This is a genomic window from Pollutimonas harenae, from assembly GCF_004153685.1.
In the GTDB taxonomy this organism is placed as follows: domain Bacteria; phylum Pseudomonadota; class Gammaproteobacteria; order Burkholderiales; family Burkholderiaceae_B; genus Pusillimonas_C; species Pusillimonas_C harenae.
This window is the reverse complement of the sequence record NZ_SDQD01000003.1, coordinates 264055-275965: the sequence shown is the minus strand read 5'-3', so window position 1 is coordinate 275965 and position 11911 is coordinate 264055. Positions and strand designations below refer to the sequence as shown.

Below are 11911 nucleotides of genomic sequence, written 5' to 3'. Positions count from 1 at the left end.
TCAGCGCAGCCAGGCGTCCTGTGCGACGCCTTCCGCATCGGCCAGCTCAGCGATAAACGGCCGGATTGCTTGAGCAACTTTCAATAGTGCAGACATATCTTACCGAAGTGTCTGGCGGCTTTCTGGTGAGCAAAGGCCTCGGCAATCTGTTCCAGCGGGTAGCTGCTGTCGATGATGGGGCGCCAACTGAAGTTTTCCAATGCGCGCACCATGTCTTGCTGTTGCTCGCGGCTGCCGACGATCAGACCACGCAGCGTTTGCTGCTTGCGCATCATTTCAGCGCTGGGAATGCTGCCCGAAAAGCCCGTAAGCACGCCGATCAGCGCAATGTGACCGCCGGGAGCGCAGGCGCGAATGGACTGGGGCAAGGTGCCAGGACCGCCCACTTCCACCACCATGTCGACACCCCGGCCTCCGGTAGAGGCCAGCACCACGTCGCCCCATTCGGGCTGGTCGTTGTAGTTGATGACCTGATCAGCCCCCAGTGCGAGCAGGCGCTCTTTCTTGGCGTCGGACGAGGTCGTGGCTATCACTCGTGCTCCCATGGACTTGGCCATTTGCAGTGCAAAGATGGAGACGCCACCGGTGCCCAGTACCAGCACGGTGTCACCTGCCTGTATGCGAGCGTCGACCACCAGCGCTCGCCAAGCGGTAAGGCCAGCCGTTGTCAGTGCGGCGGCTTCTTCGTGGGTGTACCCCTTGGGCGCGAGCGTGAATGCATGAATGGGCATGTTGACCCACTCGCGCGCAAAACCGTCTACGCCATCGCCTGGGACGGTTTGGAATGTGCTGGGCACGTCCCGGCCAGATTGCCAGTGTGGGAAGAAACACGAAACAACGGCATCACCCACGGCAAACTCTGTTACGCCGTCGCCTACGGCAGCGACAACCCCTGCACCATCGGCCATCGGAATACGGCCATTCTCTGCGCGGCCGTGGCCAGTGACTACGCCAAGGTCATGGTAATTGAGCGAGCTGGCATGGATGCGCACCTGGATCTCGCCCGCTTTTGGAGCACCCGGAGGGGCCATATCGACAAGACGCAGGAGCTCCAGACCACCGGGATGCTGGATTTGAATGGCTTTCATGAATGTCCTTGATACGTTTCGTGCTGCGAGCGCACGCCGTGAGTTTAACTACAGCCTCGCCTATCCGGGGCATTTTGCCTTCAATGGATAGGCTCCGCAAGGATAGGCACATTGATGCTGAAGCATGTCCCGGATAGGCGCAGAAAGAATATTCTGATCAATCACCAATAGAAGCCGGCGTTTCAAAGCGTTGCAGCCGTCCGCTGCCTTCGGCAATATCGGCCCAGTGATCCACCTGGAAATCTATGACGGCCAGGCCCGATGTCGGGTAGCCGCGTTCAAGCCGAGACAGGGCGGGCGAGGCTTGGTCAGTATTGATCAGACTGTACGCTACTTCGGCAAACCCTGGGTTGTGGCCGATCAGTAGCAACGCCTGCGCTGCGTCGTCGGCTTCGCGGATGACTTTTAATATATTCTCTTTTGGTGCTTCATAGATGCGAGCGTCGTTGCTTTTGCTGATGCTGGGCGGGAAGGCCGGTGCAACCAGCTCCCAGGTTTCCTGTGTACGTTTGGCTGTAGAGACAATGGCTCTATCTGGCACCAGGCCCTCTGCAGCCATGAACCTGGCCATCTCTGGGCCTTGACGCTGACCTCTTCGTGCCAGTGGACGTTCATGGTCGGCAACACCATCGGGCCAGTCGGCTTTGGCATGGCGCAGCAGCATGAGTCGGCGCATATCGATTTTTCCTTTGTCTGGATGGGTGATTCGAAATCTCATTCTAACGGGCGGGCTTTTAATTCTCTACCGCACGTTCGGCTACATAGCAGTGTGAATTTCAGGACAGTGCTTGTAGTGAAAGGCAATGAGTTGTTAACCAATAAGGGAAAACCCGATATCTGTTAACACCTGGAAAAGAGTCGTGATGGCTCATTGCATGCGTCAAGAGGCTGCGTGTTAACTCTACATTGTTTTATCAAGTGGAGCCGGCATGTCTCAGATCCGAAGTACCTTTAGCACCGCCATGGATACCGCCAGGGTGGGCGCGTGCTTTATGGTGGTGCTGTTGCATGTGGCTGCAGTCAATTTTTCTGTTTTTGACGAGCAATGGTGGGCCAGCAACTTTTATGATTCCCTGACGCGCAGCTGCGTGCCGATTTTTCTGATGATTACCGGGGTTTTGTTACTCGCCAGGGAAGAATCCATGCCCGTTTTCTTTAGAAAGCGTTTTGCGCGTATTTTGCCACCGCTTTTGTTCTGGTCGCTGTTTTACATGGCCTGGAACACATGGGAAGGCGAGCGATACGGCGCCTGGTACAACTGGATCAAGGCGCTGCTGAACGGGCCGGTCACGTTTCACCTGTGGTATCTGTATGCCATCGTTGGTATTTATTTGTTCGTGCCTTTCTTGCGAAAGATATGGCATGCGACGCAGCCTTCCGAGAAAAAAACCTATCTGATTTTTTGGGCAACAGTGTGCGCCTGGCCAACCTTGCGCGAGGCGCTGCATATTGAAGCTGATTTGTTGCAGGTTTACGGCTTCGATTCTTTTTTCGGCCTGGTCGGCTATTTATTCCTGGGTGCCTACGTGCACGAGGCTTACATGCAGCATCCCGACAAGCGCAAGTACTGGTTCGCGAATCTTGCTCTCTTCCTGCTGTTCAGTATGCTGACCATGGTGGCAACCTATGCTTACTCAACACAATCGGGTGAGCCAGAGACCCTTTTTTATGACTACCTGTCTCCGTTTGTGCTGGCTTCGTCCGTATGCGCCTTTAATGTGCTGTATGGTGTGGGGACCAAGGTGAGCGAATATTCCGGTCCAGTACACAAGGTAGCCGCCTGCACGCTGGGTATTTACTGCATACATATTTTTGTGCTGAATCTTATGGGCGATGCAACAGGGCTGACGGATACCACAAAGTCATCGTGGTGGGCCATTCCGCTTACCGCTGTTTGTGTATTTGCCGTGTCACTGGGCATGATCATGGCGCTGCGGCGCATCAGGCCTTTCCAGTACGTGACCTGATGTCGTGGGCCCGGCGGTTGCCGGGCTGCCCAGGAATTGATATTGCCGGTGCAGTGTCTTAGCCCGGCTGGTTTAAGGCCTGGTCAAGATCGCTCTTAAGATCATCGATATGCTCGACGCCCACTGACATACGGACGAAATTGGGTTCGATGCCAGCTGTCTTCATTTGAGCCTCGGTCATGGTGCCCGCCCACATGGCAGCGGTGTGCACAGCCAGGGTCTCGACGCCACCCAGACTGACTGCATGCGTGGCCAGCCTCAGGCTTGACACGAAGCGGCTGGTGGCATCAAAGCCACCTTTGACCGAGAAGGCAATGACTGCGCCAAACCCGCGCATCTGCTTGAGGGCCAGCGCATGTTGCGGGTGACTTTCGAGGCCCGGATAAAACACACGTTCTATTTGTGGCTGGGCTTCCAGCCACTGAGCCAGCGCCAGTGTATTGGCATTAATGCGTTCTATTCTTAATGACAAGGTACGTAGGCCGCGCAATAGCAGCCAGGCGTCCATGGGTGATAGCACCGAACCCAAAGTGGTGTGCATATCCCAGATCTTCTCGGCGTGTGCCTGGCTGCAGCAGACGGCTCCGGCGGTAATGTCGTGATGGCCGCCAAAATACTTGGTTGCGCTGTGCAGAACAATATCTATGCCCAGGGCATGCGGCTTTTGGTTAAGCGGCGAGGCAAAAGTATTGTCGGCGACGGTGATGATGTCTTTGGGCTTGGCCAGTGCGGCGACTGCACGCAGGTCGGTCAGCGACAAAGTTGGATTAACCGGCGTTTCGACCATGATCAGTCGCGTGTTGGGTTTAATGGCGGCTGCCATCGCTTCCAGGTCAGTCTGGTCAACGATGGTCGACTCTACGCCAAAACGGGGCAGGACTTCTTCAAATAGCCGGGAAGTGCTCATGTAGTGGCGGCGTTGTGCGATGACATGATCGCCGCGCGATACCAAGGCCAGTATGGTTGTGCTGATGGCGCCCATGCCCGATGCGGTAAGCAGGGCGGTTTCGGTTCCTTCGAGGTCGGCCAGTATGGCCTCTACACGCTTGTGCACGGGGTTGCCGTAGCGGGTATAGAAGTTCGGGTGGCGGGGCGTGTTGGCCATATCGGCAAATTCTTCCGCACTATTGGCTTTGAACGTGGCGCTGTAATGTATGGGCGGGACCACCGAAGCATCACTGGACAGCCAGGAATCGCCATGTAACACCGCAGTTTCATCGTGCCAGTCTGGTTTGTCTGGGTGGGTTTCCGGGCGTGCGGCGTCCTTCATTGCATGGCTCCTGATCAAAATAAGCGAAAAAAGAAAATGAACGCACGCAATCGCGCGCCCAAGGCTTGAATAACAAGTGATGGTGAGATGAGACTAGTTTAGACCTTCCTAGGGTTAACAATAGGAATTTGCTTATTGCCTTATCACGAAATTTCGCCATAATTATGAATTATGGGCATGCATCACATTTACGTAAACGGCCCATAACGGAGGGCACGTACGTGGGTACCCGTATCGTTCAACAAGTGCTTTACCTAGAGGTTGCCGACAGATTGCGCGCCATGATTGCGTCGCGCGAGCTTGAGGCAGGCGCCTGGATAGACGAAGTCAATCTGACCCAAGAATTGGGCATCTCGCGCACTCCGCTGCGTGAGGCTCTTAAGGTGCTGGTGGCAGAAGGCCTGTTGCGCCTTGAGCCCAGGCGCGGGTGCTTCGTCAACGAGCTATCAGCCCGCGATCTTGACGATATCTTTCCATTGATGGCCATGCTCGAAGGCCGTTGTGCCCACGAAGCGGCACGCAAAGTCACCGATGACGATCTACAGCGGCTCGAGCCACTGCATCAAGAGTTGCAGTGGCGCGCCAAGGCGGGCGATATTGATCAGTACTACGCTACGAATGCCCTTATACACGAAGCCATACAGGCATTGGCCGATAACCGCTGGCTATCCGACCTGGTCGATAACCTGCGCAAGCTGCTCAGTTTGTCACGGCATAAAAGCCTAGCTTATCCAGGGCGGGTGCAGGAGTCTTGCGCCGAGCACCTGGCCATTTTTGCAGCACTGAAAGCACGTGATTCCGACGGCGCGGAGGCCTTGACGCGCAAGCACCTGATGCGCCAGCTCAATGCGCTGCATGCCCTGGCTGCCCAAGACAGCGGCGCCTTGACGGTTGATCCGCTGTCGTCATCCGCCTTACACGACTCAGGAGTTTGATCATGACGGTCACCGATACCCGAAAGCAGGAAAATGCCGTTGCCGTAGTCGAACCTACCAGCGAGAACGATACTGACAAAGCAGCCGAAGGCTTGATCGCCCGCCTGAGCCGTTGGCTCGACCGCGATCATTTGCCAGCCCCGCTTGAAGTGCAAACCTTGTTCTCCGCCCGGCTGACTGATGTGGCGGCCAATCGCCTGGCAAAGCAATGGAGCGCGCGCTACCTGGCTGCCGAGGCCAAAGAGCGAAGAACCATGCTGACCGGCCTGGTGCAAGCCAGCGGTGGACTGGAGCCGCGAGAAGATCAAGGGCTGCGCCTGTTCCGGCGTCTTTATGCGCAGGCAGAAAGCCTGAATCTGCTGGTCGAGCTGCGTGCCGATATGCTGCGCTGGCGCAAGCAGGTATCTGGGCTGGGTGTGCTCGAGCGTGAGCTCGAGGGTTTGTTGTCCAGCTGGTTTGACGTCGGTATGCTTGAGCTGCGTCCGATCACCTGGGATTCGCCCGCTTCTTTGCTTGAAAAGCTGATTCAGTACGAAGCGGTGCACGAAATTCGTTCCTGGGAAGAGCTCAAGCACAGGGTGGCCAGTCATCGCCGCTGTTATGCTTTTTTTCATCCCCGCATGAGCGGCATCCCTCTGATATTTGTAGAGGTTGCCTTTGCAACGCAGATGGCCGGCAATGTTCAAGTATTGCTCGATCCGCAGTCGCCGCCGGACGATACCGGCAAAGCGCGTTGGGCTATTTTTTATTCCATTTCAAATACGCAACCGGGCTTGCGTGGCATTAGTTTCGGCAATTTCCTGCTTAAAAGAGTCATTGACGAGCTGTTGCGCGAGCTGCCGCGGCTTAAGTCGTTTGCAACACTATCACCCATGCCGGGCTTTGCTGAATGGCTGGGCAAGCAAGACGGTAAAGCCATGCAAGAGCTGCTAAGTGACAAGGCTGACAAGCAGCAGGCGCAAGATGACCCCGAGGCTGGGCTAAAGTGGGTAGACAGGCTTAGGTCGGCAGCGGCTGGGCAGGCTTCCGACGCGGTGCAGCGTACTGGCTTGCGTCTTGCCGTCCAATATCTGAAATCCATGAAGAACGGTCAGCCCCTTGATCCTGTGGCACGCTTTCACCTGGGTAATGGTGCACGCATAGAGCGTGTCAATTGGGCTGCCGACTGCTCAGCGAAAGGCATGGCGCAATCTTGCGGAATCATGACTAATTATCTGTATGAACTTGATCAGCTGGACGATAACCTCGCCCAACTGGCTGCCGGAAAACCAAGGCTGGGCATGAATCTGAGGTGGCGATGAGTGTTGCCGATACCAGCCTGTCGCCAGGGCGCATCCTGCTCGACTACGAGGGCCCTATTGCCTTCGTCACGCTTAGCCATCCAGGTAGGCTGAATGCCATTACCGTGTTCATGTGGCAGGAACTGCAGCGTATTTTTACCGAGCTCTCGGCTAATTCGGCGCTGCGCTGCGTAGTGTTGCGGGGCAATGAAGGTAATTTTGCGGCAGGTGCCGATATACGCGAATTCCCGGACTGCCGGGCCGATCTTGACGGCGTCCAGCATTATCACACCCAGATTCTGGCACCAGCGCTCACTGCCATCGCTTCCTGCATGCACCCCGTGATAGCGCAGATTCATGGTGTTTGTGTGGGAGGAGGGCTAGAGATTGCCGCACAGTGTGATATGCGTATTGCCTCGTCTGGTGCGCGTTTCGGGGTTCCCATCAATCGCTTGGGTTTTCCTATGGCGCCAGATGAAATGCGTGGTTTGCTGGCCTTGGTGGGACGTGCCGTCACGCTGGAGATTTTGCTTGAAGGCAGGGTGTTTGATGCCGCAGAGGCCATGACCAAGGGTTTGCTGACGCGCGTATTGCCCGAGAGCGAAGTAGATGCCGACGTCATGCGCACAGCTCGGCGGCTTGCCGACGGAGCACCATTGGCGGCGCGTCTCAACAAGCAAACTGCAATGCGCTTGTGTGCGACACCCAAGCCCTTGTCTCACGACGAGCTGCAACATTTATTCAGTTATGCGCAAAGCCGCGATCATCATGAAGGCGTGCAAGCATTTTTGGCCGGTGCCAAACCGGTATTCAAAGGAGAATGATTTGGAAGGCAATGCCAATTTGTATGCTTTGCTGGCTGCGGGCTTTCCGCAGGATCGCCAGCAGGTAGCCATAGAAACACCAGAGCAAACCTATAGCTGGAATGATATCGAGGCCATGAGCGGTCGTCTGGCGTCTTTGCTGCAGGCTTTGCACTTGCCCTTGGGTGCCAGAGTAGCGGTTCAGGTAGAAAAATCGCCCATGGCTCTGATGCTTTATTTGGCGACGATCCGTGCCGGGCTGGTCTATCTGCCGCTGAATACTGCCTATAAGGCAGCAGAGGTTGAGTATTTCCTGACCGACGCCGAACCTGCCATGATTGTCTGCGACAGCAAGAATCTCGACTGGGTGACTGAACTAGCGCGTAAAACGGGCACGACGCACGTCCATACCCTGGATCAGGACGGCAATGGCAGCCTCGCAGTCGCAGCTGCCAGCCAAAGTGACGAATTTCAGACCATGTCCAATCGGCCTGATGATCTGGCGGCCATTCTATATACCTCTGGTACGACGGGGCGCAGCAAGGGCGCCATGCTGTCTCATCGCAATCTGTCGTCCAATGCACAGGTGCTGAAAGAGTTCTGGGGCTGGCGGTCTGATGACGTGCTGTTGCATATGTTGCCAATTTTTCATGTGCACGGATTGTTCGTGGCGTCGCATGGCGCCTTGCTGGCCGGCGCCAAAATGATCTGGCTGCCCAAGCTCGACATTGATCAGGCTTTGCAATATTTGCCCGAAAGCACAGTCATGATGGGGGTGCCTACATACTATGTGCGTTTACTGGCTGATGCCCGTTTCACACGGGAAGTGTGCCGCAATATGCGTTTGTTCATTTCGGGTTCAGCGCCATTGCTGACCGAAACGTTCGAAGATTTCAAGGCTCGCACCGGGCTGACCATACTCGAGCGCTACGGCATGAGCGAAACCATCATGCTGACGTCTAATCCGTACGACGCAGCTTTGGGAGAGCGTATAGGCGGAACCGTAGGCCAGCCCTTGCCGGGCGTGTCGGTGCGTATCGTTGACGATAAGGATGGCAACGTGCTGGCAGGAACGGTAGGTAATGTGCAGGTCCGCGGTCCAAACGTATTTGCGGGCTACTGGCGCATGCCTGAAAAGACCCGTGAAGAGTTCACGGCTGACGGCTGGTTCCGGACCGGCGATGTTGGCCAGTTTGGTGGCGAAGGTGTTCCCGACAATTACCTGACTATCGTTGGGCGCAGCAAGGACTTGATTATTTCTGGTGGATACAATGTGTATCCTAAAGAGATCGAGCTGGTCATTGACGAAATGCCTGGCGTGAACGAGTCGGCGGTAATTGGTGTACCGCATCCCGATTTTGGTGAGGCAGTGGTGGCCGTGGTGGTGCCGCGCACGGGCGAGACTATAGATGTTGAAGCATTGATCGTTGCCCTGAAATCGCGACTGGCCAATTTCAAGGTACCCAAGCGCATACATGTGGTAGACCAGTTGGTGCGCAATACCATGGGTAAAGTACAAAAGAATGTATTGCGTCAGCAATATAAAGATCTATAACGAAATGGGCGGCAACAGGAGGCGTTCAGCAATATCGTCCAGCAAGGCAGTTCAGGCAACAAGGCAACTCGCATAGATAGCAAGCAGTCCTTATTAATAATTTCAGGAGACAAGCATGAAAAGCCTATTAAGCATCGTAGCAGTGGCTGCAGCCCTGGCTGCGGCAGCGCCTGTGTCGGCGCAAACCACACTGCGCGCGTCGCATCAATTTCCCGGTGGGCAAGGCGACCCGCGCGACGAGATGGTGCAGATTATTGCCCGTGAAGTGGCGGCAGCAAACGTAGGGTTGACCATCCAGGTATTTCCTTCGTCATCTTTATACAAGGCCAAGGAGCAATGGGGCGCTGTCACGCGCGGGCAACTCGATATGGCAGCCTTCCCGCTTGATTACGCTTCTGGCCGTGTGCCTCAGTTTTCGGCGACCCTTATGCCGGGCTTGGTACGCAACTACGACCACGCTCAGCGGCTCAATAAGTCCGACTTCATGAAGGACATCAAGGCATTGGTCGAGAAAAGTGGCGCCATCGTCATTGCCGATGCGTGGCTGGCAGGTGGGTTCGCATCCAAAAAGAACTGCATTACCAGTCCAGACACCATAAAAGGACAGGTCATACGCGCCGCAGGTCCGGCTTTCGAGCAGATGCTGGCAGCTGCCGGAGCCTCGATCTCTTCCATGCCGTCGTCTGAAATCTATACCGCCATGCAGACCGGTGTGCTTGATGCTACCAATACATCCAATGACAGCTTTGTGTCGTACCGGATCTACGAGCAGGTCAAGTGTCTGACGGCACCTGGCGAAAACGCACTGTGGTTTATGTACGAGCCTGTCATCATGTCCAAGAAGGTCTACGAGGGCTTGAAGCCCGAGCAGCAGCAGGCCATTATGGCGGCCGCCAAGAAGGCCGAAGAGTACTTCATTGGCGAGTCGCGCAAGGGCGAGCAGAAAATGATAGACACTTTCACCAAGGCTGGCGTTGAAGTGGTCAGCATGAGTCCGGAAGACTTCAATGCCTGGATGGAAGTCGCCAAGACATCGTCCTACAAGAACTTCGCCGAGAAAGTCAAAGGCGGAGAAGAGCTGTTGAACAAGGCACTGGCTGTCAAGTAGCAGCGGCCATATCGGGCGTCACTCAGGCATGCTGCACTCTGCTTGGGTGGCGCCCGGTAGTTCAAGTCTTCACAATAAGGATTCCTATGGCCCTAAGATTCATCAATGTGGTCCAGGCGCTATCGCGTGCCTGCGGCGTGCTCGCCGCACTGCTGTTGACCTTTTCAATGGTTGTGGTGTGTCAGATGATATTGATGCGCTATGTGTTTCGTGCTGCAACCATCTGGCAGACCGAAGCGGTTGTTTTTAGCGCCACAGCGGCAATTTTTCTGGGTGCTCCCTACGTGTTGCTGACTAAGGGGCATGTGGGGGTCGATGTCGTTAAGCTAATGGCCAAGCCACGCACGCAGCTTAAGCTGGACTGCATAGGCTCCATCATGGGCCTGCTGTTTTGCCTGATTATGGTGGTGGGTACTGGGATTCATCTCTATGAAGCGCTGGAAGGCGGCTGGACCACGCCCTCTGTGGCGGCAGTTCCCTTGTGGATGCCGTTGACCCCTATGCTGGCGGGCTTTGTGTTGTTAAGCCTGCAATACCTTGCTGAGCTGATCAAATTAGCAGGAGAACCATCATGACGCCGACTATGGCAGGTGCTGCGCTTGTTCTAGGACTTTGCGCCCTTTTGGCTACCGGAATGCCTATAGCTTTCGCTCTGGGGCTGGCTGCGCTAGCCGGCCTGTTTCTTGATATGGGCTTCGACGTCATTTACGTGACGGCCGAAACCATGTTTGCCGGTATCGCGAACCTGGCCTATGTAGCCATTCCGATGTTTGTGCTGATGGGTGCTATTGTCGCTGGAACCCCGGCAGGGGGCGATTTATATAAATCACTGGACCGTTGGCTTTACAAGGTGCCGGGTGGACTGGTGCTGTCCAATATCGGGGCTTGCGCCATCTTTTCGGGTATGACAGGCTCCAGTCCGGCAACTTGCGCCGCAATCGGAAAGATGGGCATTCCAGAGATGCAGGCGCGCGGCTATCCCAACTCGGTTGCCACGGGTTCCATCGCAGCAGGCGGAACACTAGGCATTCTGATTCCGCCTTCGGTCACCATGATCGTCTACGGGATTTCCACGCAAACATCCATCGGCCGCCTCTTTCTGGCCGGCGTGCTGCCGGGGTTGATGTTGACGGCGATGTTCATGGCCTGGGCGCTCATCGATGCACGTCGCAAGGGTTTTCATTTCAGGGTGGAAGGCCTGCAGTACAGTTGGAAGGAAAAGTTCGCCAGTCTGCCCAAGGTGTTGCCTTTACTGCTGATCATTGCCGGCATGCTCTTTGTTTTGTACGGTGGTGTGGCTACGCCTTCCGAGGCAGCAGGTGCGGGTGCCTTCCTCACTCTGGCAGTGGTTATCGTGGTGTACAGGCTATTCCGCATCAAGCCTTTTATCGGCATTTTTGGCTCTGCCATGCGCGAAAGCGTAATGATCATGATGATCATGGCGTCAGCCGAACTCTTCGCCTTCGCACTGTCGTCGCTGTATATCACGCAGTCGCTGGCGGCAACCATTGCCGCGCTTGAAATCAATCGCTGGGCCTTGATGGGCCTGATTAATATCTTTCTGCTGGTGTCCGGCATGTTTCTGCCGCCGGTAGCTATTATTGTGATGTCGGCGCCTTTGCTGTTTCCCATCATTACGCAAGCAGGCTTTGATCCTTACTGGTTTGCCGTAGTGCTGACCATCAACATGGAAATCGGCTTGATCACCCCGCCGGTAGGCTTGAATCTGTTCGTGCTTAACTCGATTGCGCCAGATGTCCCCACTCGCGATATTCTTTGGGGGGCCGTGCCTTACGTATTGGTCATGATGCTGGGCATACTATTGTTGTGTGTATACCCCGAGATTGTCACAGCATTGCCCGAGCTGATCATGGGGCCGGCGATTTAGTATCGTCGCAATTGGCT

General features: G+C 55.5%; 11 protein-coding genes. 8 read left to right on the top strand and 3 right to left on the bottom strand.

Annotated elements, in window-relative coordinates:
• Positions 1-80 precede the first annotated feature (80 nt).
• A complete protein-coding gene (locus ERD84_RS14005; protein ID WP_130040284.1) occupies positions 81-1088 on the bottom strand; it encodes a zinc-dependent alcohol dehydrogenase family protein in 1008 nt (335 codons plus the stop codon).
• Between the two features lie 157 nt (positions 1089-1245).
• Positions 1246-1764, bottom strand: a complete 519-nt coding sequence (locus ERD84_RS14000) for a SixA phosphatase family protein (RefSeq protein WP_130040283.1) — start codon at positions 1762-1764, stop codon at positions 1246-1248.
• A gap of 253 nt (positions 1765-2017) precedes the next feature.
• Between ERD84_RS14000 and ERD84_RS13995 the strand changes: the two genes are divergently transcribed.
• Positions 2018-3055: an acyltransferase gene (locus ERD84_RS13995; protein ID WP_130040282.1), complete on the top strand. Its 1038-nt coding sequence runs from the start codon at positions 2018-2020 to the stop codon at positions 3053-3055.
• Positions 3056-3113: 58 nt separating this feature from the next.
• Here ERD84_RS13995 and ERD84_RS13990 read toward each other — a convergent pair whose 3' ends face one another.
• Complete coding sequence (locus tag ERD84_RS13990; protein ID WP_130040281.1) at positions 3114-4325, bottom strand: trans-sulfuration enzyme family protein; 1212 nt, start codon at positions 4323-4325, stop codon at positions 3114-3116.
• 221 nt (positions 4326-4546) lie between these two features.
• Here ERD84_RS13990 and ERD84_RS13985 point away from each other — a divergent pair, with 221 nt between their 5' ends.
• From ERD84_RS13985 to ERD84_RS13955, 7 genes are all read left to right on the top strand, one after another.
• Entirely contained in the window at positions 4547-5260 is a 714-nt protein-coding gene (locus tag ERD84_RS13985; protein ID WP_130040280.1) for a GntR family transcriptional regulator, read from the top strand.
• Positions 5261-5262: 2 nt separating this feature from the next.
• Complete coding sequence (locus tag ERD84_RS13980) at positions 5263-6561, top strand: malonyl-CoA decarboxylase domain-containing protein (protein ID WP_130040279.1); 1299 nt, start codon at positions 5263-5265, stop codon at positions 6559-6561.
• The gene (locus ERD84_RS13975; protein WP_130040278.1) at positions 6558-7364 is read left to right on the top strand and encodes an enoyl-CoA hydratase/isomerase family protein; all 807 of its coding nucleotides are present in this window, start codon (positions 6558-6560) and stop codon (positions 7362-7364) included. Before ERD84_RS13980 ends, ERD84_RS13975 begins: the two co-directional genes overlap by 4 nt.
• Position 7365: 1 nt before the next feature.
• On the top strand, positions 7366-8898 hold the full coding sequence (locus ERD84_RS13970) for a malonate--CoA ligase (protein ID WP_130040277.1): 1533 nt from the start codon (positions 7366-7368) through the stop codon (positions 8896-8898).
• Between the two features lie 115 nt (positions 8899-9013).
• Positions 9014-10006 (top strand): TRAP transporter substrate-binding protein, encoded by a 993-nt coding sequence (locus ERD84_RS13965; protein WP_130040276.1) that lies wholly within the window; start codon positions 9014-9016, stop codon positions 10004-10006.
• 86 nt (positions 10007-10092) lie between these two features.
• A complete protein-coding gene (locus ERD84_RS13960) occupies positions 10093-10581 on the top strand; it encodes a TRAP transporter small permease subunit (RefSeq protein ID WP_130040275.1) in 489 nt (162 codons plus the stop codon).
• Positions 10578-11894, top strand: a complete 1317-nt coding sequence (locus tag ERD84_RS13955) for a TRAP transporter large permease (RefSeq protein WP_130040274.1) — start codon at positions 10578-10580, stop codon at positions 11892-11894. The genes ERD84_RS13960 and ERD84_RS13955 overlap by 4 nt, the downstream gene beginning before the upstream one ends.
• Positions 11895-11911: the final 17 nt, after the last annotated feature.

Excerpts from the sequence above, each read along its gene's own strand:
- ERD84_RS14005 (WP_130040284.1), bottom strand. The coding sequence starts at position 1,088 with ATGAAAGCCATTCAAATCCAGCATCCCGGTGGTCTGGAGCTCCTGCGT.
- ERD84_RS14000 (WP_130040283.1), bottom strand. The coding sequence starts at position 1,764 with ATGCGCCGACTCATGCTGCTGCGCCATGCCAAAGCCGACTGGCCCGAT.
- ERD84_RS13995 (WP_130040282.1), top strand. The coding sequence starts at position 2,018 with ATGTCTCAGATCCGAAGTACCTTTAGCACCGCCATGGATACCGCCAGG.
- ERD84_RS13990 (WP_130040281.1), bottom strand. The coding sequence starts at position 4,325 with ATGAAGGACGCCGCACGCCCGGAAACCCACCCAGACAAACCAGACTGG.
- ERD84_RS13980 (WP_130040279.1), top strand. The coding sequence starts at position 5,263 with ATGACGGTCACCGATACCCGAAAGCAGGAAAATGCCGTTGCCGTAGTC.
- ERD84_RS13975 (WP_130040278.1), top strand. The coding sequence starts at position 6,558 with ATGAGTGTTGCCGATACCAGCCTGTCGCCAGGGCGCATCCTGCTCGAC.
- ERD84_RS13965 (WP_130040276.1), top strand. The coding sequence starts at position 9,014 with ATGAAAAGCCTATTAAGCATCGTAGCAGTGGCTGCAGCCCTGGCTGCG.
- ERD84_RS13960 (WP_130040275.1), top strand. The coding sequence starts at position 10,093 with ATGGCCCTAAGATTCATCAATGTGGTCCAGGCGCTATCGCGTGCCTGC.
- ERD84_RS13955 (WP_130040274.1), top strand. The coding sequence starts at position 10,578 with ATGACGCCGACTATGGCAGGTGCTGCGCTTGTTCTAGGACTTTGCGCC.